The sequence below is a fragment of the Asanoa sp. NPDC049475 genome, from assembly GCF_040676915.1.
Lineage (GTDB): Bacteria > Actinomycetota > Actinomycetes > Mycobacteriales > Micromonosporaceae > Asanoa.
The window spans coordinates 607,487-627,288 of the sequence record NZ_JBFAPY010000004.1 but is presented as its reverse complement, the minus strand read 5'-3'; the positions used below and the strand labels follow the sequence as shown (position 1 = coordinate 627,288).

The window sequence follows — 19,802 nt, the reverse complement described above, 5'->3', positions numbered from 1 at the left end:
CGTCAAGGGTTCAGTAGCTGAACGTCGTCGCGCCCTCGTCGCCGATCCACTCCCACATCGGCACCGTGCCGCCGATCTCGGCGTTCTCGACCAGGTCGCCCTTGTCGAGCTTGCGGGCGTCGAAGCAGATCGGGCAGACGAGCAGCTTGCCGCCCGCCGCCGCGTACCGCCGGGTCAGGTCGGCCAACGGCGGGCAGCCGTCGCAGGCCACACCGACCGCGATGCCGTCGAGCGCCAGCCGGGTGGCCTCCTTGGTCAGGAACATGAGCGTCGGCCGCCCTGACTCGGCGGCGCCGACCGCGACCAGGAAGGCGACGGTCACCTTCTCCGGGTCCTCCAGGCCGGTGATCAGGCTGACAACGGCTTTACCAGGCATGGTTTTCTCCCCCTCGGGTTCGGTTCACGCCCTGGACGTTAGGCAGCCGGACCATCCGAGGAATGGGGAGAAATCCCTAACTTGTGTGCGCGGGCGGCCGCCTGGCCCCGGCTGGTCACACCGAGCCGGGCCAGCACTGCCGACACGTGGTGGTCGACGGTCTTCGGCGCCAGCCGCAGGCGCAGGGCGATGTCGGCGTTCGACATGCCGTCGGCGATCAGGCGCAGCACCTCAGCCTGGCGCGCGGTCAGGCCGGCCGGGTGGCCGGCGGTGGTCTGCCGTGGGCCGCGGGGGATCTTGCTGATGCCCTTGTGCCTGAGGTCGGCGCGCAGCCAGGCGGCCGCGCGGGTGGCGCCGAGAGCGTCCAGGCCCAGCACCGCTTCCGTCGCGGCGCTCGCGTCGCCGAGGGCCAGTGCCTCCAGGCTCAGGAACCGGCCTCCTCGTCCGTGCCATTCCGCCGCTGCTTCCCGCCAGTCACCGTCGATCATCCAGCGGAACGCGTCGAGCGCGTCGACGGGCGCGTGGGCACCGCCGCCGGCCTGCCAGAGGCGCAGCGCCAGCTCACCGCTGTGTGGGGCGGCGTGCTGCCCGGTCGCGCGGCGCAGGGCGTCGCGCACCTCGGCCGCCGCCTGCTCCGGTTGTCCGTACCAGCGGAAATGTTCGGCCCGGGCGCTCTTCGTGGGGCCGACCCACTGCATCTCCCTGGCCGGGCCGGCGTGGCGGTCGGCCTCGTCGAGGTGGTCGAGAGCGCGCTGCCGGTCGCCGCGAGCGCCGTGGATGCGCCCGAGCGTCACCAACGCGGGGACCCGCCCGACGCCGCCCTGGGCGGGGAGCCGCAGCGACTCCTCGGCGTCCTCGACCGCGCCGGCCCAGTCGCCGGACTGGAGCTTGACGCCGGCCCGCGTGCCCAGCAGGCATTGCAGGTAGCCGTCGAGATCCTGATCCCGGGCGTACGCGACGGCCCGGTCCAGCGCCGGCCCGGCCGCCGTGAACCGGAGCTGCTCGGCCAGCCCGCCGGCGAGGTTGAGCAGTGCCCGGGTCGCGTGGTCGGCGTAACCGTGTGCGGCGGCGGCCGCGTGCGCGTCTTCGAGGGTCTGCCGGCCGCCCGGGCGTTCCAGCTGCATCTCCGAGCTGCCCACGTTGATCGCGGCGTGGATCGCGGTCTCGTCGTCGCCGAAGTCCTCGGCGAGGGCGCGGGCTTTCCTCCCGAGGTCGATCGCGCCGAGGAAGTCGTAGTCGAGCATGCGCAGCTGCGACAGGTTGCTCCAGGCCATCGCCAGCTCCCGGCCCGGCGGCTGCGCGGCCAGGACCGCGACCGCCGTGTCGGCCGCCGTGCGGGACTCGGCCGCGTCGCCCGCCCACCAGGCGATCCGGGAGAGCCAGCGCCAGCTCGCGCCGAGGGGCTCCGGTGCGGCCAGCCGCTGCCGGATGGTGATCGCGGCCCGGCGCGGCGCGAGGCCGTCCTTGGCGGTGCCGGCGAGGTAGGCCGCCGTCGAGTAGCGCTCCAGCAGGTCAGCCCGCTGCTGTGGTTCGAGCCGGTCGGCGTGTGTCGCGGCGGCGCGGTAGTGGTCAGCCGCTTCGCGCCGGGCGCCCTGGCGTGCGGCGGCCGCGGCTGCGATCTGACCCCAATGGAGCACCGCGTCGGCGTCGCCGGCTCCACGTGCGTGGTGGACCAGCCTTCCCGGGTCGGCGCCGTGGCTCGTGGCCAGCGCTTCGAGGGCGATCGCATGCAGGGCGGCGCGTTGGCGGGGTGGGAGGGAGTCCTCGACGGCGGTGCGGAGGAGCTCGTGGCGGTAGGAGACGCCGTCGTCGGCGGGCACCAGGACTCCGCCGGCCACGCAGGCGTCGATCTGGTCGTCGCGGCCGGCGAGCAGGGGCTTGTCGGCCCGGCCGGGGACGACGGCGACGAGCCGGGCCAGGTCGGCGGCCGCTTCCGGCAGGGCACGGATGCGCTCCAGGATGAGGCCGCGTACGGTCTCCGGCGCCCGGTCGCCGGCCGCGGTGCGCAACAGCTCGGTGAGCAGCAGGGGGTTGCCGCCGGTCAGGGCCAGCACGGTGGCACCGTCGCGGCCGGCCCTCGCGGCCTCCCGCTCGACCCGGTGTGCGGACAGCGGCGCGAGGGGGATCCGTTTGCCGCGCAGCGCGGCGAGCACCCGGTGCAGCGGGTGGGCGGCGCTGACCTCGTCGTCGCGGTAGGTGAGCACGAGCAGGGCCCGGGTCCGGGCGATCCGCCGGCCGAGCAGGACCAGCAGGTCGAGGGTCGCCTCGTCGGCCCAGTGGGCGTCCTCGATGACCAGGACCGATCTGCCCGCCGGGTGGTCGAGCTGGTCGAGCAAGCCGGCGAGGATCTGTTCCGGGGGTGCCCCGGCGGCGAGGCTGTCGGCCAGCGGGCCGCTCGTGTGCCGCGCGACGTCGTGGAGGGGGCCGAGCGCGCGCGGGGTGACCAGCGGGTCGCACCATCCCCAGTGGAACCGCTGGGGTCTGTTGCGGGCGAACTCGGTGACCAGCGCGGACTTGCCCACGCCGGCCTCGCCCGCGACCAGCGCGACCCGGCCGCCGGTCGCGCTCGCCCGCAGCAGGTCGTCGAGCACGGCCAGCGGGGCGGCCCGCTCCCACAGCTCCACCTGCCGATGGTCCCATCACGAGGCGTCGTCGGTCATCCACCGACCGCGTTCTTCTCGAGGTGGGCCAGGCGGGAGGTCCCGGGGATCGGCAGGATCATCGGTGAGCGGTCCAACAGCCACCGCAGGGCGTCCCGCGGGGGCACGCCGGGCGCCAGCGGAGCCCAGGGGATGAAGGCGATGCCGTGCTCCGTGCAGTAGTCGACGACGCCGTCGTCCTGCCGCTCGCGCACGTTGTAGCGGTTCTGCACGCTCACGATCGGGGTGATCGCGCGGGCGACCTCGATCTGCTCGACCGTCACCTGGGACAGGCCGACGTGCCGGACGACGCCGTCTTCCCGCAGTTGGCGCAGGGCGCCGATCTGGTCAGCCAACGGGATGGTCGGGTCGACGCGATGCAACTGGTAGAGGTCGATCCGGTCCCGGCGCAGCCGCTTGCGGCTCAGAAGCGCCTGCTGGTACAGGTATTCGGGGCGGCCGAGCGGTATCCACCGGCGGCCGAGGTTGACGTGGCCGCCCTTGGTCGCCACGACCACCGGCTCGTGTGCGCCGATCGTGTCGCCGATCAACGTCTCGTTCTCGCCCAGGTCGTACGAGTCCGCGGTGTCGACGAAGTCGATGCCGAGCTCGACCGCCCGACGGAGGATCTTCCGGCCCTCGGCGGGGTCGGATCCCGGGCCGGTCAGTCGCATCGCGCCGAACCCGAGACGGTGGACGGTCAGGTCGCCGCCGATCGTGATGGTGTCCATGACTGTCGACCCTGCCGGCGGCCATCGTTCAGCACAAGCGACTGTTTCTTAAGCCGATCGCGTAGCATCGCTACGATGTTGGTCCTGGAGCGACTGCGCGTCCTGCACGCGGTCGCGGCCGCCGGCTCGGTCGTCGGCGCCGCGCGTGCGTTGCACGTGACCACGTCGGCGGTGTCGCAGCAGATCGCCCGGCTCGAACGTGAGGTCGGCCAGCCGTTGGTCGAGCGGCAGGGCCGGGGCATCCGGCTGACCGGCGCGGGCGCCGTACTCGCCGGGCACGCGGGCGACCTGCTCGACCACGCGGAGCGGGTGTCGTCGGCGCTGGACGCGTTGCGTGGGGCGGTGACCGGCCGGCTCACGGTGGCGGCGTTCGCGACCGCGGCCCGGGGGCTGCTGCCGGGCGCGCTGGCCGCGCTGCGGGCCGCGTACCCGTCGCTGGTGGTCACGCTGGCGGAGCACGAGCCGCACGAGGCGCTGCCGTTGCTGGTCCGGGGCCGGATCGACGTCGCCGTGGTGCAGGACTGGACGGAGGAGCCGCTGGTGGTGCCGGCCGGGCTGGTCCGGCGTGACCTGCTCGACGATCCGTTCGACGTCGCTCTGCCTTCCGCTCATCCGCTGGCCCGTCAACCGGCGGTGTCCCTGGCCGAACTGGCCGATGTGGACTGGATCGGGTGGAGCAGCGGGCAGATCTGTCATGACTGGCTGGTGGTGGTGCTGCGCGGTCTCGGCGTGGCGCCCCGCCTGGTGCATACCGCGTCGGAGCACGCCACCCAGGTCGCGCTGGTCCGGGCCGGGCTCGGTGGGGCGTTGATCCCGCGGCTCGGGCGCGAGCCGGCGCCGCCCGGAGTGCGGTTCGTGCCGATCCTCTCGCGGCCGAGCCGGCGGGTCTTCGCGCTCTGGCGTGCGGCCACCGCCGTGCGGCCCTCAGTCGTCGCGCTCGTCGACGGTCTGCAGCAGGCCGTGGGTGAACCAGAGGCGGTGCCGGGCGGTCTCGACCAGCCAGCGGGAGGGCACGTCGGGGTTGACCTGGCGGGAGTCGGGCCAGCGGTCGAGGGTGTCGGCGACGACGCAGGACCACGGCTCGGGTGACTCGGGCAGGTCCGGTGCGGGTGTGTCCGGCGCCCGCACCAGGGTGCCGTCGATGACGACGTTGGCCGCGCCGACGATCGCCTGCCAGCGCAGGTCGGGCCAGAGGGGGAGCCGCCAGTGGCAGACGGTCGCCGTGACGTCGCCGGCGCGTACGGCCTCCACGTGATCCTCCGGTCCCAACACCGCGTGCAGCAGGTCGAGGCCGCCCGGCGCGCGCCGCGAGTGCAGCATCGTCTGCCAGCGGTTGAAGGCTCTCAGGTAGTCGGTCTTGGTGGCGCCGAGCCGGGTGTACGCGTTCCTGACCAGTTCAGGCTGGTAGTCGGCCATGCGCCGCAGGAGCGTCAAGGTGAACTCCCGGCGCGCGAACCCGTACACCCGGTCGACGCTACGTGGTCAGACAGAAGGGGTGGCCGTCCGGGTCGGTGAGCACGACCCAGGTGTCGCCCGGTTGGAACTCGGGCTTGCCGGCGCCGAGGCTGATCGCCCGCTCGACGCCCTCCTGGAGGTCGGGAACGCTGAAGTCGAGATGGGCGTGCTTGGCGGGGTCGGGCCAGTCGGGGCCTTCGTAGCCTTCGACGCGTTGGAAGCCCAGCTTGATCGGGCCGTCACCCAGCGAGTGGAAGTCGTCGTCCTGGTAGCCGGGCGCCCAGCCCGTGAGCTCGGCGTAGAAGGCGGCCAGCTTGGCCGGGTCGGCGGTGTCGAAGGTGATCGCGGTGAGGTTCATGCGTCCCAGGGTCCCCCCGGTCCTCGGCCCCTTGCTTGTAGATCCTTGCGTTTCTTGTCGTACGGCGGTCTTAACGTGCTTCGCATGCGGACTTGGCGCACGTCGGCGGTGGGGCCGGGATTCACGGTCGGGGTGGTGACCTGCACCGACGACCACAGGGGTTGGTCATCGGTCGAGCCGACCCGTGGGCACGGGGTCGTGCTGCCCCGCCGTGGCCTGTTCCGCCGCATGGCCGACGGCGTTGGCGTCGACCTGGACGCGACGGTCGGCTACGTCTCGGCGCCGGGGGCGGAGGAGCGCTTCGCCCACCCTCGAGGCGGCGACGTGTGCACGTCGATCTCGGTGTCGGCCGCGCTGTGGCGAAGCGTGTTCGGTGACCGCCTACCGCGGTCGGCGATCTATGTCGACGGGCGATTGGATCTTTCCCACCGCCGCCTGATCTCGGCGGCGTCGTCTGCGGACCGCGACTATCGGCTGCCGGAGGCACTGCTGGCGCTGCTGGGGGTGGTGGCCTTCCGCTCGTCATCCGCTCCGGTGCCGGCCGCCGACGGAGGCTCGGCCGCGGACCGACTGCTCGTGGCCCGGGCCCGCGCGGCGATCGCTGCTGACGAGCCGGCGGCGCGGGGGTTGCTGCCGTTGGCGGGGTTGCTGTCGGTGTCGCCCTATCGGCTGAGCCGTGCCTTCAGCCGGGAGATGGGGGTGTCCTTGACCCACTACCGCAACCGGGTGCGCGTCGGCCGCGCCCTCGACCACCTGTCCCGAGGCGATACCGACGGCGCACGGCTGGCGTCGGACCTGGGCTTCGCGGACCAGGCCCATCTGTGCCGCACCATCCGCACGCACGTGGGCCACACCCCGACGGAGGTGCGCATGCTCCTGACCTCCTAACCCGGCGAGGCGTCCGCCCGCGGGCCGCCGCGGCGGGCGGCCCAATGCCGGTGGCGCGGCCCAACGTCTGTGGCGTGGCGCAAAGGCGGGCATGGGTCGTGGATGCCTGCGTTATGGCGTTGCCTGGGTTGCCGCGTTGGGGGTCAAGCGGCGGGTGACCACGTGGAGGGCGTACAAGGCGTAGCCGACCAAGCAGGCGGCCAGGATCGGGTGGACCAGAACCGCGAGCAGGCCGGCCAGGCCGATCACGCCCGCTGCCGCGCCGACGGTTGCCGGGCGCGCGCTCGCGGCGGCTTTCGCCGCCCATCGCCAGGCGCCAGCGGGTGCGGCCGGGCTGGAGTGCGCGTTCGCTGAGGGGTCGGCGTGGGCGTTCGCGGCCGCTACCGAGAGGCCCCGGCCGAGCGCGACCAGGGCGAGCGCCGCGTAGCCGCACGCGGCTGCCGCGATCACCCCGGTCAGTCCGGCCACCACCGCGCCGCCGGGCACCCGGCCGGTCGAGACGGCGGTGAGGTCGACCGTGACCAGCCACGCCGCCGTCAACACCACCGCGGTCGCCAGGGCGCCCGGCAGGAGGGCGCGGCGGAAGACGTGCCAGCAGGCGCGTGGAGCCGGCCAGCGGTCGTCGGTCAGGAACGTGTGCACCGCATAGCTGGCCGTGGCGAACGCCGCGCCGGTCGTGACGACCGGCAGCGACGTCGCCACCATCAGCAGGCCGAGCAGTGCGACGTCGGTCGCTACCCGCACCGTGTCGCGCCAGTCGGGTCTCATCCCTTGATGCCGCTCGTGTTGATGCCCTCCACCAACAGGCGCTGGAAGGCCACGAAGAACAGGAAGACCGGCACCAGGGACAGCAGCGACATCGCGAACATCGGGCCCACCGCGCTCTCGCTGGTCGAGTCGATGAACAGCGTGAGCGCCACCGGGACCGTGTAGTCCTGCAGATCGGACAGGAACACCAGCTGGCGGAAGAAGTCGTTCCACGTCCAGATGAACGAGAAGATCGCCGTCGTGACCAGGGCCGGGCGGCTCAGGGGCACGATCACGTGGGCGAACACCGTGTACGGCGACGCCCCGTCGATCTTCGCGGCCTCGTCCAGCTCGTAGGGGATCCCGCGCATGAACTGGACCATCAGGAAGACGAAGAAAGCCTCGGTGGCCAGGAACTGCGGGACCAGCAGCGGCAGGTACGGCCAGTCGCCGCCGACCCAGCCGAGCTGTTTGAACAGCACGTACTGCGGGATGATCAGCACGTGGCCCGGCAGCAGCAAAGTGCCGATCATGACCGCGAACCAGACCTTGCGCAGCCGGAACCGCAAGCGGGCAAACGCATAGGCGGCCAGCAGGCACGAGATCGCGTTGCCCACGACCGTCAGCAGGGCCACCATCGCGCTGTTGGCGAAGAACCGGCCGAAGCTCACGTCGAAGTTCTGCCAGCCCTCCCGGAAGTTGGCGGGAGTGAAGACCTCCGGCCACAGGCCGATGTTCGTGGCGATCTCCTCGCGCGACTTGAACGACGTGCCCAGCATCCACAGCAGCGGATACAGCACGACGGCCAGGATCAGCACCAGGACCACCACACGCCAGAAGCGCCTACTCATCACCGGTCCTCACCGTCGGCGTAGTGGACCCAGAACCGGCCCGTGCTGAACAGCACCACCGTGATCAAGGCGATCGCCACCAGGAACACCCACGCCAGCGCCGACGCGTAGCCCATTCGAAGCTCCGTGAAGCCCTTGATGTAGAGGTTGAGCGTGTACATCAGGGTCGAGTCGACCGGGCCGCCGGTGCCGTTCGACAGCACGAACGCCGACGTGAAGCCCTGAAAGCCGTTGATCGTCTCCAGCACCAGGTTGAAGAAGATGACCGGCGACAGCATCGGCAGCGTCACGGCCCGGAACTGGCGCCATGGCCCCGCGCCGTCCACCGAGGCCGCCTCGTAGAGCTCGACCGGGATCTGCTTCAGCCCCGCCAGGAAGATCACCATCGGCGCGCCGAACTGCCAGATGGCCAGCGCCATCAGCGTCTCCAGGGCGAACCGCGGATCGTTGACCCACGGGGCGCCCTCGATCCCGAACAGGCCGAGCAGCGAGTTGAACGCGCCGTCCCGGTTGAACATGTTGACCCAGACGATCGCCAGCGCCACGCTGCCGCCCAGCAGCGACGGCAGGTAGAACAAGCCGCGGAACAGCCCGACGCCCCGGAACGCCCGGTTGAGCAGCAGCGCGACTCCGAGCGCGGCGGCCAGCTTCAGCGGCACGGCGACCAGAGCGAAGGTGACGGTAACCCGGACCGCGTGCCAGAAGGACGCGTCCGCCGTGAACATCTCGCGGTAGTTGTCGAGCCCGATCCACTCGACCGCCGAGAAGTCAGAGAGAGCGTCGTAGTTCGTGAAGGACAGATAGAGCGAGAGCAGCATCGGGACGGCCGTGATGCCCATGAGCCCGAGCAACCAGGGCGACAGGAAGACGTACCCGGCGATGTTCTCTCGGCGGCGCGGGCCACCCCGGCCCCGCCGACTGGCGGGACCGGGGGAGGCGGAGCCGGCGGGCGGGGCCGCCGGCGGCGCGGTGCTGATGGCCAACGGTCAGGCCTGTCCGATCGCGGCCTGGGCGATGGCGAAGTACGCCTTGGCGGCCTCGGCGGGACTCTGGCGACCGAACTGCACCTCTTCGGCGGCCTTGATCAGCTCGGCACGGACCTTGCTGTGCCCCTTGAGCGGCACCTGCGGCGAGGCACCGAATTTCGCACCGAGCTCGGTCTGCACCTCGATGGCCACCTTCATGTTGGCGTCGGAGACGGTGGAGGCGACCGCCTTCCTAATGTCCAGGTTGGACGGCAGCCCGCGGTCGGTGCCGAGCACCGCCGCCGCCTCCGGGTCGTTCGACAGGAAGTTGATGACGTCGACCGCGATGTCCTTCTTGTCGCTGCCCCGGAACACCGAGAAGTACATGGACGCCCTGGCCCACTGCGCGCTCGGGTCACCCGGGTACGCGACGACACCGAGCTCGTCCTTGGTGTTCTTCTTCAGCTCGGGCATCTGGTTGGCCCACACCCAGGAGGTGCCGGCCTTGCCGGTCACGACGAGCTGCTTGCTGATGTCGGTGACGTTGCCCTCGTGGATCACGTCGGCGGTCGGGGTGGCGCCGCGGTCGCGGGCGCCCTTCCACAGCTCGAACCACGCGGCCACGTCCTGCTCGGTGAACCCGAGCGCCTTGTCCTTGTAGAGGTCCTTGCCCTGCTGCCGCAGCCACACCCAGAACGCCTTGTAGTCGGCGCTCGGGTCCTGCGTGCCGGGCACCTTGGCGGTCTTGGAGACGTTCTCCGCCCAGGTGATGAAGTCGGCCCAGGTCATCCCGGTCGTCGGCGCGGGCAGCTTGTTCTTGTCGAGCAGCGTCTTGTTGTAGACCAGGCCCTGCGTGTTCTCCCCGAAGGCGACACCGGCGAGCTTGCCGTCGACGATGCCGTAGTTGACGAGGCTCGACGGGAACTTCGAGAGGTCGAGCTTTCCACCGTCCTTGTAGGACGTGAGGTCAAGCGTCACGTTCCGCGACGCGTACTCGGTGAGGTAGTTGTCGTCGATCTGGAAGATGTCGGGCGCGTCGCCGCCGGCGGTCAGCGTCGCCAGCTTGTCGAAGTAGCCCTGGTTGGCCTGCCAGGTCTTCTTGAAGGTCACGTTGGGGTGCTTCTTGGTGTAGAGCGCCAGCGCGTCCTCGGTCAGCTTCGCGCGGCCCTCCGCGCCCCACCAGAAGATGGACAGTTCGACCGGCTTGTTGGGGTCGCTGGCGGAATCGCCGCCATCGTCACCGCAGGCCGCGGCGGCCAGCGCGAGGGGAATGGTGACCAGGGCCGCGAGCAGGCGTCGCCGCAGGCCAGGCCCCGAAAAGGCGGTACGGTGGTGGCGCGTGGTCGGCTCGACCGCACGCGGGGATGGTGCGCGGTGCATGTGCGCTCACTCCTTGGCGTAGGAGGCGACCTCTCCGGGGGCGGTGGCGACCACGCCGCCCGGGTCCGCATGGCTGTGCGGACCCGGGCCCGGCCCCGTCGAGTCGCGGATGACCAGCTCGGTCTGAAGGGTTATCTGTGCGGTGGTGCGACGGTCGTCGCCGTGCGCGAGGAGCATGTCGACGGCCGCCCGTCCGGCGGCGGCGGTTGGGGTCGCCACCGTCGTCAGCTTGGGGCGGGTGAGGCGGCTCAGCGCGATGTCGTCGATGCCGACGACGCTGATGTCTTCCGGGACGCTCCGGCCCAGGGTGGACAGGCCCTCGATCAGGCCGATGGCCATGAGGTCGTTGTAGGCGAGGACGGCGGTGACGCCGGCGCGCACGATCTGCTCGGCGACGGCCATGCCACCGTCTTCGGTGGGCTGGTTGGGCCCGATGACGGCCAGTTCGGCGTCGTTGGCCCGGGCGGCCGACATCGCCGACCGGCGGATCTCCCGGCTGGTCCACGACCCGCGCGGCCCGGCGACCAGGGCGATCTGCCGGTGACCGAGCCCGCTGAGGTGGTCGATGGCGAGCCGGGCGCCCTGCGCCACGTCCATCACCACGGTCGGCAGGCCGGTCAGCTGGCGGTTGACGACCACCAGCGGCACCTCGCGGCTGAGCTGTTCGATCAGGCTGTTGCTCATCCGCGGGCTGCACAGCAGGACCCCGTCGACCTGCTTGGCCAGCGCGCGGACCAGTCCTTCCTCGACGCTCGCGTCCTCGTTGGTGTCGGTCACGAAGATGTGGTAGTCCCGTTGCCGGGCCTGGCTCTCCGCCGCTTTGATCAGCGGAGGGAAGAACGGGTTGGCGATGTCGGCCACGATCAGGCCGATGTTGTGCGTGCGCCCGGTGATCAGCGCCCGGGCCGCCCGGTTGGGGCGGTAGCCGAGGTGCTCGGCACAGGCCAGCACCCGGCTGCGGGTCTCCGGGTTGACCAGGTGCGGCGCCGAGAACGTGCGCGAGACCGTGGAGATGTGCACCCCGGACTCGCGTGCGACGTCGCGGATCGTGGCTGGCACGCGAATAGCCCCTTTGGCTGTGGTGGCCGTCACTCAAGTGCGCCAATTAATGCAAACGGTTGCGTGGCTGTCAACGGTCTGTTGTTGCGACTCGGTTGCGGCCACGGTCTCATCCACCGGAAAACCCGAAGATAACGGACAAGACATTGACGAGTGCGAGGAGAGCATGCTTAGTTTTCTGCAAACGTTTGCACTCCGCGAAGGGGTTGGTCGATGTCTGACGGGCGACGTCGCTACGCGTTGGTCGGCGCCGGAGCACGGGCCGGGATGTTCCTGCGCGCCCTCGCCGTCGAGCACGCCGACCGGGGGGAGCTGGTCGCTCTGGCCGACGTCAACCACACGCGGATGGCAGCGCACAACCGTTGGCTGGAGGACCTTGGCGCCAGTCCCGTGAAGACCTACGGAGCGCACGACTTCACCACCATGCTCGCCGCCGAGCGCGTCGACGAGGTGCTGGTCACCACCGTCGACGCGACCCACGCCGACTACATCGTCGCCGCCCTGGAGAACGGCTGCGACGTGGTCACCGAGAAGCCGATGACGACCGACGTCGATGGCTGCCGGCGCATCCTGGCCGCGGTGCGGGACACCGGCCGCCGGGTCCGGGTGGCGTTCAACTACCGCTACAACCCGTTGCACGAGGCGTTCAAGAACGAGCTCGGCGAGCTGGGGGAGATCGGCTCCGTCCACTTCGAGTGGTTGCTCGACGTGCGGCACGGCGCCGACTACTTCCGCCGCTGGCACCGCGACGCGGCCAACTCCGGCGGCCTGCTGGTGCACAAGTCCGGCCACCACTTCGACCTGGTCAACTGGTGGCTCGACGCCACACCGACCACCGTCTACGCGCAGGGCCGGCGGTTCTTCTACGGCGCCGAGGGGCGGCGGCACGGCTATGCCCGCGACTACGCCCGTGGCGAGGATGCGCCCCGGGACGACCCGTTCGCCCTGCGCCTCGCCGACAACCCGCAGCTGCGCGCGCTCTACCTCGACGCCGAGGGGGAGGACGGCTACCTGCGCGACCAGAACGTCTTCGCGCCCGGCGTCACCATCGAGGACGACCTGGCCGTGCTCGTGCGCTATTCGACCGGGGCGACGATGACCTACCACCTCACGGCGTACGCGCCATGGGAGGGTTACCGGGTCATGGTCAACGGCAGTCGTGGCCGGCTGGAGCTCGAGGTCGTCGAGAGCGACCACGTCAGCCCCGCCGGCGCCAGCGAGGTCAAGGGCGCCGCCGTGCACGGCGAGGTCGCCGCGGCCGAGCACGGCCATGCGCGGTTGACCGTGCACCCGTTCTGGGCGCCGCCGCGCGAGGTCGCGGTCGACGGCTATGCCCGCGGCGGCCACGGCGGCGCCGACGCGCGGATGACCGGGGTGCTCTTCGGCGGCAGAGACGACCCGATGGACCGCTCCGCCACCGCCCGGGACGGCGCCCTCGCGCTGCTGACCGGGCTGGCCGCCAACCGCTCGATGGCGACCGGTGCGCCGGTGACCGCCACCGACCTGCTCGATCCGACCTGACCGCGAGGGAGTTCATGTCCGACCTGCTGTTTCCGGCCGAGCCGGGTCAACGGGCGATCGCCCGCGAGCTCTACGGGCTCGCGCGCGACCTGCCGCTGATCTCCCCGCACGGCCACGTGGACCCCGCCGTCCTGGCCGACGACGAGCCGTTCCCCGATCCCGCCCGGCTGATCATCGTGCCGGATCACTACCTGACCCGGATGCTGCTCAGCCAGGGCATCCCACCGTCGAGGCTGGGCGTGCCGACCCGCGACGGCGAGCCCAGCGAGACCGACGGCCGGGCCATCTGGCGCCTGTTCGCCGAGCACTTCCACCTGTTCCGGGGCACGCCGTCGCGGCTGTGGCTGGAGCGCACGTTCGAGACCGTCTTCGGCGTCACGCCCCGGCTCTCGCCGCAGACCGCCGACGAGGTGTACGACGCGCTGGCAGAGAAACTCGCTCAGCCGGACTTCCGGCCCCGCGCGCTGTTCGAGCGTTTCAACATCGAGGTGCTGGCCACCACCGAGTCGCCGCTGGACGACCTCGCGGCCCACGCCAAGCTCGCGGCCGACGGCTGGGGCGGCCGCGTGGTCACCACCTTCCGTCCCGACGACGTGGTCGACATGGAGTTCGAGGGCTGGGCGGACCGGGTCGGCCGGCTCGGTGAGGTGGCCGGCGAGGACACCGGCACCTACATGGGCTACCTGGCCGCGCTGCGGTCCCGTCGGGAGGCGTTCATCGCCGCTGGTGCGACCTCGAGCGACCACGGCCACCCGACCGCCCGCACGCTGCGCCTGAGCCCGGCGGAGGCGGCCAGCCTGTTCGCCAAGGGGCTGCGCGGCGAGGCGGACGCGGCCGACGCCGAGACGTTTCGCGCGCACATGCTGGTCGAGTTCGCTCGCATGTCCATCGAGGACGGTCTGGTGATGCAGCTCCACCCGGGTGCGGTGCGCAACCACAACCGGTGGCTGCACGCGACGCACGGCCGGGACGTGGGCGGCGACATCCCGCAGGCCACGGAATACCTGCACGCGCTGACCCCCCTGCTCGACGCGTACGGCAACGACCCGCGCCTGCGGTTGGTGGTCTACACCCTCGACGAGTACACGTTCAGCCGCGAGCTGGCCCCCATCGCCGGCGGCTACGCGGCGGTCTACCTCGGCGCGCCGTGGTGGTTCCTGGACTCGCCGGAGGTGCTGCGCCGGTTCCGCGAGGCGGTCACCGAGAGCGCCGGCTTCTACAACACCGCCGGCTTCGTCGACGACACCCGGGCCTTCTGCTCGATCCCGGTGCGGCACGACGTGTCCCGTCGGGTCGACGCCGGTTTCCTGGCCCGGCTCGTCGCCGAGCACCGGCTGCCCTTCGACGAGGCAGCGGAGACGATCGTCGACCTCGCGTACCGCCTGCCCAAACGGGTCTTCCGACTGGAGGGTGACAAGTGACGACGATCCGCGCCGTCGACGTGCACGACGTGCGGTTCCCGACCGCGGCGGCGGGCGACGGCTCCGACGCGATCAACCGCGGCGACTACTCGGCGACCTATGTGGAGCTGCACACCGACGGGACGTTGGTCGGTGCCGGCTTCACCTTCACCAACGGCCGGGGCAACGAGCTGACCTGCGCCGCCGTGCGCGCGCTGGCGCACCACGTCACGGGCCGGACGCTCGAGGAGATCGCCGCCGAGCCGGTGGCCTTCTGGCGGTCGCTGACCGCCGACCCCCAGCTGCGCTGGCTCGGCCCCGAGAAGGGCGTCATCCACATGGCGACCGGAGCGCTGGTCAACGCGGTCTGGGACCTGCGCGCCAAGGCGGCCGGCCTGCCGCTCTGGCAGCTGCTGGCCGAGATGTCGACCGAGGAGCTCGTCGCGAACGTCGACTTCCACCACATCACCGACGCGCTCACCCCGGACGACGCGGTGGCCATTCTCGACAAAGGCCGGCACGGGTACGCCGAGCGGCTGGCCCAGGTGCGGGCCGAGGGCTTCCCGTCGTACACCACCTCGGTCGGTTGGCTCGGCTATCCGGACGAGAAGGTCCGGGACCTGACCCGGGCCGCGTACGCCGAGGGTTGGCGGGCCATGAAGATGAAGGTCGGCGGCGACCTCGAGGACGACGTGCGGCGCGCGCGGATCATCCGCGAGGAGATCGGGCCGGACGCGCTGCTGATGATGGACGCGAACCAGGTGTGGGACGTCGACCAGGCGATCGAGGCGATGGAACGGCTCGCCGAGGTCGACCCGTACTGGATCGAGGAGCCGACGCACGCCGACGACGTGCTCGGCCATGCCCGCATCCAGCGCGCCGTCGCACCGGTCCGGGTGGCGACCGGCGAGGTCGCCGCCAACCGGGTGATCTTCAAGCAGCTCCTCCAGGCCGACGCGATCGGTGTCATGCAGATCGACGCGTGCCGGGTCGGCGGCGTCAACGAGGTGCTCGCGGAGCTCCTGCTGGCGGCCAGGTTCGGCGTGCCGGTCTGCCCGCACGCCGGCGGCGTCGGGCTCTGCGAGCTCGTGCAGCACCTCGCCTTCTTCGACTACCTGCGGGTCGGCACGTCGCTCGACGGGCGGATGGTGGAGTACGTCGACCACCTGCACGAGCACTTCGTCGACCCCGTGCGCACCCGCGGCGGGCGCTACCTGCTGCCCACGGAGCCCGGCTATAGCGCGACGATGAAGCCTTCGTCGGTGGCCGAGTTCTCGTTCCCGGAAGGACCGGTGTGGCGATGACCCCGACGACCCCGCGACTCGGGCTCGGTGAGCTTCGCCGGCTGCCCACGGAGAGCCGGCCCCTGGTGCGGCCCGGCACGGTGCCGGCCGGCATCGTGCACATCGGACTCGGTGCCTTTCACCGCGCCCACCAGGCCGTCTACACCGAGGAGGCGGTGGCCGCCGCCGGGGGCGACTGGGGGATCGTCGGCGTGGCACCGCGCTCGCACGACGTGGTGGCGGCCCTGAGGGAGCAGGACAACCTCTACAGCGTCTCCGAGATGTCGGCGGAGGGCACCCGGGCACGGGTGGTCGGCGCCCTGGCCGGGACCCACGTGGCCGCCGCCGACCCCGAGCGGGTGGTCGCGCTGCTGGCCGACCCGGCGATCCGGGTGGTCACGCTGTGCGTCACCGAGAAGGGCTACAAGCTCGACCCGGCGACCGGGCAGTTGCTCGACGACCCGGCGTTGACCGCCGACCTGCTCGGCGACGGCTCGCCCACCACCGTTCCCGGGCTGCTGGTCCGCGGACTGCTCGCCCGGGCCCGCGCCGACGCCGGACCGATCGCGGTCGTGAGCTGCGACAACTTCTCGGCCAACGGCCGCCGGGTGCGCGGCATGCTGGCCGGCGCGTACGCCCTGGCCGGGCACGACGACGCGTGGCTGCGGGCCAACGTGAGCTGTCCCGGAACGATGGTCGACCGGATCGTCCCGGCGCCGACCGCCGCGACCCGGGCGGCCGCGGCCACGTTGCTCGGCGTGCGTGACGAGGTGGCGCTGTCCGGCGAGCCCTACCGGCAATGGGTGATCGAGGACGACTTCCCCGGCGGGCGGCCCGCCTGGGAACTGGCCGGCGCCGTGCTGACCGACGACGCCGGCCCCTGGGAGCGGCTCAAGCTGCGCGCGCTCAACGGCGTGCACTCCGGGATGGCCTATCTCGGTGCGCTGGCCGGACGGGAGACCATCGTGGACGCGTACCGGATGCCCGGTCTGGTCGACGCGATGCGCCGGTTCGTGGCCGAGGACATCGCGCCCAGCTTCACCCCGCCGGACGGCATCTCCGTCGTCGACTACGGCGAGCTGTCGCTGGCGCGGTTCGCCAACCCGGCGATCGCCCACCGCACCACCCAGGTCGCGATGGACGGCTCGCAGAAGCTGCCACAGCGGGTGCTGGAGACGGTCAGCGGCCGCCGGGCAGCGGGCGGCGAGCCGCGCTGGGCCGCGCTGGTCGTGGCGGCCTGGATGCGGTACGCGCGAGGGGTCGCCGACGACGGCCGAGCGCTGCACCTCGACGACCCGCTGGCCGACCGGATCCGCGCGGCGATCGCGGCCGCGCCGGACAGCCCCGAGGGCCTCGCCGGCGCGCTGTTCGGCCTGACCGAGGTCTTCCCGGTGGAGCTCGCGGCCGACGAGACCGTTCGCACGCTGGTGGTCGACTGGCTGACCGAGCTCGACAAGCACGGCGTCGAGTCCACTCTGGCCGGTGCGGGATGACCCGCGTCGCGCTGGTCGGTGCCAACGGCCACGGCCGTTGGCACCGGCGGCGGCTGGCGACCCGGCACGACGTCACCTTCGTGGGCATGGCCGAGCCGAACCCGGTCGACCCCGACCCGCCGGTGCCGCCGGGCACGCCGGTGTTCCCTGACCACCATGACCTGCTCGCCGCGACCCGGCCCGACGTGGTGGTCATCTGCACACCGCCGGGCACCCACCTGCCGATCGCCCTGGACGCCCTGGCCGCCGGCTGCGACCTGCTGCTGGAGAAGCCGCCGCTGCTGTCGCTGGCCGACCATGACCTGCTGTCGGCCGCGCTGGCCGAGGCCGGGCGGTCCTGCCAGGTGGGCTTCCAGGCGCTGGGGTCCGCCGCGCTCGACGAGCTACGCGCGGCGATCGCGGCCGGGGCACTGGGCACGGTCACCGGCGTCGGCGCGCTGGCCGCGTGGCAGCGCGACGACGCCTACTACGCGCGGACGCCGTGGGCGGGCCGCCGGGGCGTCGACGGTGCCCTGACCAACCCGCTCGCGCACGCGGTGATGCAGGCCCTGGCGGTGGCGAATGAACCATTGACGTCGCTGGAGGTCGAGCGCTACAGGACCCGTGACATCGAGAGCGACGACACCGCCGTGCTCCGACTGACCGTCCAGGGTGGACCATCCGTGGTCGTGGCGGTCACGCTCGCGGGCGAGGAGTTCATCGCCGGCGAGCTCACGGTCACCGGCACGCGGGGGAGCGCGACGCTCGAGTACCCGACCGACCGCCTGCGGTTGCCCGGCGACACCGGGCCGCGCGAGGTGCCCGGCCGGGTCGACCTGCTCGACAACCTGCTCGCACACCGCGCCGACCGGGCCGGCGTGCCGCTGCGGGCACCACTGTCGGCCACCGCGGGCTTCACGGCGGTGGTCGAGGCACTGGCCGCGGCGCCCGTGCCGGTGGCGCTCGGCGACGCGCTCGTCGACGACATCGGCACCGGGCCGGGGCGGATCCGCTCGATCCGGGGCATCAACGCGGTGCTCCGCCGGGCCGCCGACGGGCTCGCGCTGCCGTCGGAGCTCGGCGTGCCGTGGGCCCGGCCGCCGCACACGGAAAACAGCTTGCAAACAACGGGGTCAGTCGCCCACCAGAAATAGGGCTAATAGGTATCCTACTCGGCCGTTCCGACGGTCGAGTAATTCGCTGTTCCCGCATTTCTCTGCAACATAACTGCACATCGATGGCATTGACACTCATAATGATCGATACCTATCTTTCAAAATAGGTATCCGGATTGTGATCGGAGTGTCCCAATGCGATTTCGAGGTCTCGCCGCCAGCGTGGCCGGCGTGCTTGTCGTCGCCGTCGCGGCACCCGCCGCGGCAGCGACCGCATCGCCGAGCGAGCGCCTGGCCAGGCAGTTTCTTCCCGCCGGCGACGGTTGGGCGGCCGAGGGTGCCGGCACGACAGGCGGCGCCGCGGCCACACCGGAAAACGTCTTCCAGGTCGACACGCGTGACGAGCTCGCGGCCGCCGTCGCCGGCACGACACCGGCGATCGTCATCGTCCGCGGCACCATCCGCGGAAATACCGACGCGAGCGGCACACCGCTTTCCTGCGAGCGATTCGCCGACCCGGCGTACACGTTGGACGCGTTTTTGAGCGCCTATGACCCCGCCGTCTGGGGCCGGGTCGCGCCGAGCGGCCCGCTGGAGGAGGCGCGGGCGCGTTCGGCCGCCAACCAGAGCGCCCGGGTGCGGGTCAACGTCGGCTCCAACAAGACCATCGTCGGTCTGGGCGGCGCCACCCTCAACGGCGTCTTCCTCCGGCTCGACGGCAGCTCGAACGTGATCATCCGGAACATCACGCACGAGGACAGCCGCGACTGCTTCCCGGTCTGGTCGCCGACCGACGGCGCGACGGGCAACTGGAACGCGGCGTACGACAACATCTGGATCCGGAGCTCGCACCACGTCTGGGTGGACCACAACACGTTCACCGACGCCGACAACCCGGACTCGGCGCAGCCGCTGCACTTCGGGCGGCCCTACCAGGTGCACGACGGGCAGGTCGACATCACCAACGGCAGCAACTACGTGACGGTGTCCTACAACCGGTTCACCAACCACGACAAGACGATGCTGATCGGCTCGACCAACACGCCCGGCGTCGACGTCGGCGCGCTCAAGGTGACCGTGCACCACAACGAGTTCGAAGGCAGCGTCCAGCGTGCGCCGCGGGTCAGGTTCGGCCAGGTCGACGTCTACAACAACCTCTATCGGGTGCCGGTGGACGACCCGTACGAGTACAGCTGGGGCGTCGGTGTGCAGTCCGCCATCTACGCGGAGAACAACTACGTCGCGTTCGGCGCGTCCGTGCCGCCCGACTCGTTCGTCTTCGACTGGGGAGGCACGATGCTGACCGAGAAGGGCACCTGGGCGCGGTCGGGCCGGTCCCTGCCCAGGCCCGTCAACCTGCTCGCGGCCTACAACGCGACCCACGACCCCGACCTCGCGCCGGACGCCGGCTGGACGCCGACCCTGCGCGCCGGCCACGTGCTGCCCGCACCGGCCGCCGCGCTCGTGGTCGAGCTGTGTGCGGGCGCCCGCCACCTAGGCATCTGAGGAACGGGCGTCTCAGCCCGGGTCTCCCGTACCTCAGAGATCGACAAACATCGATC

17 protein-coding genes are annotated in these 19,802 nt (G+C 71.7%); 8 read left to right on the top strand and 9 right to left on the bottom strand.

The window, feature by feature from the left end; genetic code table 11:
• Positions 1-10: 10 nt before the first annotated feature.
• Genes AB0J88_RS18460 through AB0J88_RS18450 form a run of 3 tightly spaced genes read right to left on the bottom strand, consistent with a single transcriptional unit; the run spans position 11 to position 3,746 of the window.
• Positions 11-376 (bottom strand): DsrE family protein, encoded by a 366-nt coding sequence (locus AB0J88_RS18460; protein WP_364342896.1) that lies wholly within the window; start codon positions 374-376, stop codon positions 11-13.
• A 38-nt stretch (positions 377-414) separates the two neighbouring features.
• Positions 415-3,000 (bottom strand): AAA family ATPase, encoded by a 2,586-nt coding sequence (locus AB0J88_RS18455; RefSeq protein WP_364342899.1) that lies wholly within the window; start codon positions 2,998-3,000, stop codon positions 415-417.
• A 32-nt stretch (positions 3,001-3,032) separates the two neighbouring features.
• A complete protein-coding gene (locus AB0J88_RS18450; protein ID WP_364342902.1) occupies positions 3,033-3,746 on the bottom strand; it encodes an aldo/keto reductase in 714 nt (237 codons plus the stop codon).
• 75 nt (positions 3,747-3,821) lie between these two features.
• Here AB0J88_RS18450 and AB0J88_RS18445 point away from each other — a divergent pair, with 75 nt between their 5' ends.
• Complete coding sequence (locus AB0J88_RS18445; protein WP_364342905.1) at positions 3,822-4,835, top strand: LysR family transcriptional regulator; 1,014 nt, start codon at positions 3,822-3,824, stop codon at positions 4,833-4,835.
• A gap of 385 nt (positions 4,836-5,220) precedes the next feature.
• Here the strand turns inward: AB0J88_RS18445 and AB0J88_RS18440 are convergent, their stop codons facing one another.
• Positions 5,221-5,559 (bottom strand): VOC family protein, encoded by a 339-nt coding sequence (locus AB0J88_RS18440; protein WP_364342907.1) that lies wholly within the window; start codon positions 5,557-5,559, stop codon positions 5,221-5,223.
• Positions 5,560-5,643: 84 nt separating this feature from the next.
• Between AB0J88_RS18440 and AB0J88_RS18435 the strand changes: the two genes are divergently transcribed.
• Positions 5,644-6,447 carry an AraC family transcriptional regulator gene (locus AB0J88_RS18435; RefSeq protein ID WP_364342909.1) on the top strand — a complete coding sequence of 268 codons (804 nt, stop codon included), beginning with the start codon at positions 5,644-5,646 and terminating at the stop codon, positions 6,445-6,447.
• 111 nt (positions 6,448-6,558) lie between these two features.
• Here AB0J88_RS18435 and AB0J88_RS18430 read toward each other — a convergent pair whose 3' ends face one another.
• The 5 genes from AB0J88_RS18430 to AB0J88_RS18410 are packed head-to-tail and all read right to left on the bottom strand — an operon-like array spanning position 6,559 to position 11,449.
• Positions 6,559-7,215, bottom strand: a complete 657-nt coding sequence (locus AB0J88_RS18430) for a hypothetical protein (RefSeq protein ID WP_364342911.1) — start codon at positions 7,213-7,215, stop codon at positions 6,559-6,561.
• A complete protein-coding gene (locus AB0J88_RS18425; RefSeq protein WP_364342914.1) occupies positions 7,212-8,045 on the bottom strand; it encodes a carbohydrate ABC transporter permease in 834 nt (277 codons plus the stop codon). The genes AB0J88_RS18430 and AB0J88_RS18425 overlap by 4 nt, the downstream gene beginning before the upstream one ends.
• A complete protein-coding gene (locus AB0J88_RS18420) occupies positions 8,045-9,028 on the bottom strand; it encodes a sugar ABC transporter permease (RefSeq protein ID WP_364342917.1) in 984 nt (327 codons plus the stop codon). The genes AB0J88_RS18425 and AB0J88_RS18420 overlap by 1 nt, the downstream gene beginning before the upstream one ends.
• A 3-nt stretch (positions 9,029-9,031) precedes the next feature.
• Complete coding sequence (locus AB0J88_RS18415; protein ID WP_364342920.1) at positions 9,032-10,390, bottom strand: extracellular solute-binding protein; 1,359 nt, start codon at positions 10,388-10,390, stop codon at positions 9,032-9,034.
• A 6-nt stretch (positions 10,391-10,396) separates the two neighbouring features.
• Positions 10,397-11,449 (bottom strand): LacI family DNA-binding transcriptional regulator, encoded by a 1,053-nt coding sequence (locus AB0J88_RS18410; RefSeq protein WP_364342923.1) that lies wholly within the window; start codon positions 11,447-11,449, stop codon positions 10,397-10,399.
• A gap of 213 nt (positions 11,450-11,662) precedes the next feature.
• On the opposite strand from AB0J88_RS18410, the gene AB0J88_RS18405 reads away from it, so the two are divergent.
• From AB0J88_RS18405 to AB0J88_RS18380, 6 genes are all read left to right on the top strand, one after another.
• A complete protein-coding gene (locus tag AB0J88_RS18405; RefSeq protein ID WP_364342926.1) occupies positions 11,663-12,970 on the top strand; it encodes a Gfo/Idh/MocA family oxidoreductase in 1,308 nt (435 codons plus the stop codon).
• Between the two features lie 14 nt (positions 12,971-12,984).
• Positions 12,985-14,391 carry a glucuronate isomerase gene (uxaC, locus tag AB0J88_RS18400; RefSeq protein ID WP_364342929.1) on the top strand — a complete coding sequence of 469 codons (1,407 nt, stop codon included), beginning with the start codon at positions 12,985-12,987 and terminating at the stop codon, positions 14,389-14,391.
• Positions 14,388-15,674, top strand: a complete 1,287-nt coding sequence (locus AB0J88_RS18395) for an enolase C-terminal domain-like protein (RefSeq protein ID WP_364342932.1) — start codon at positions 14,388-14,390, stop codon at positions 15,672-15,674. The genes uxaC and AB0J88_RS18395 overlap by 4 nt, the downstream gene beginning before the upstream one ends.
• Positions 15,665-17,146 carry a mannitol dehydrogenase family protein gene (locus AB0J88_RS18390; protein WP_364342935.1) on the top strand — a complete coding sequence of 494 codons (1,482 nt, stop codon included), beginning with the start codon at positions 15,665-15,667 and terminating at the stop codon, positions 17,144-17,146. Before AB0J88_RS18395 ends, AB0J88_RS18390 begins: the two co-directional genes overlap by 10 nt.
• Complete coding sequence (locus tag AB0J88_RS18385; RefSeq protein ID WP_364342938.1) at positions 17,143-18,279, top strand: Gfo/Idh/MocA family oxidoreductase; 1,137 nt, start codon at positions 17,143-17,145, stop codon at positions 18,277-18,279. Before AB0J88_RS18390 ends, AB0J88_RS18385 begins: the two co-directional genes overlap by 4 nt.
• A gap of 156 nt (positions 18,280-18,435) precedes the next feature.
• On the top strand, positions 18,436-19,746 hold the full coding sequence (locus AB0J88_RS18380) for a pectate lyase (RefSeq protein ID WP_364342941.1): 1,311 nt from the start codon (positions 18,436-18,438) through the stop codon (positions 19,744-19,746).
• Positions 19,747-19,802 lie beyond the last annotated feature (56 nt).

What these genes read in the sequence shown, in the direction of transcription:
- AB0J88_RS18460 (WP_364342896.1), bottom strand. Translation starts at nt 376, where the DNA reads ATGCCTGGTAAAGCCGTTGTCAGCCTGATCACCGGCCTGGAGGACCCG.
- AB0J88_RS18450 (WP_364342902.1), bottom strand. Translation starts at nt 3,746, where the DNA reads ATGGACACCATCACGATCGGCGGCGACCTGACCGTCCACCGTCTCGGG.
- AB0J88_RS18445 (WP_364342905.1), top strand. Translation starts at nt 3,822, where the DNA reads ATGTTGGTCCTGGAGCGACTGCGCGTCCTGCACGCGGTCGCGGCCGCC.
- AB0J88_RS18440 (WP_364342907.1), bottom strand. Translation starts at nt 5,559, where the DNA reads ATGAACCTCACCGCGATCACCTTCGACACCGCCGACCCGGCCAAGCTG.
- AB0J88_RS18435 (WP_364342909.1), top strand. Translation starts at nt 5,644, where the DNA reads ATGCGGACTTGGCGCACGTCGGCGGTGGGGCCGGGATTCACGGTCGGG.
- AB0J88_RS18430 (WP_364342911.1), bottom strand. Translation starts at nt 7,215, where the DNA reads ATGAGACCCGACTGGCGCGACACGGTGCGGGTAGCGACCGACGTCGCA.
- AB0J88_RS18425 (WP_364342914.1), bottom strand. Translation starts at nt 8,045, where the DNA reads ATGAGTAGGCGCTTCTGGCGTGTGGTGGTCCTGGTGCTGATCCTGGCC.
- AB0J88_RS18415 (WP_364342920.1), bottom strand. Translation starts at nt 10,390, where the DNA reads ATGCACCGCGCACCATCCCCGCGTGCGGTCGAGCCGACCACGCGCCAC.
- AB0J88_RS18405 (WP_364342926.1), top strand. Translation starts at nt 11,663, where the DNA reads ATGTCTGACGGGCGACGTCGCTACGCGTTGGTCGGCGCCGGAGCACGG.
- uxaC (WP_364342929.1), top strand. Translation starts at nt 12,985, where the DNA reads ATGTCCGACCTGCTGTTTCCGGCCGAGCCGGGTCAACGGGCGATCGCC.
- AB0J88_RS18385 (WP_364342938.1), top strand. Translation starts at nt 17,143, where the DNA reads ATGACCCGCGTCGCGCTGGTCGGTGCCAACGGCCACGGCCGTTGGCAC.
- AB0J88_RS18380 (WP_364342941.1), top strand. Translation starts at nt 18,436, where the DNA reads ATGCGATTTCGAGGTCTCGCCGCCAGCGTGGCCGGCGTGCTTGTCGTC.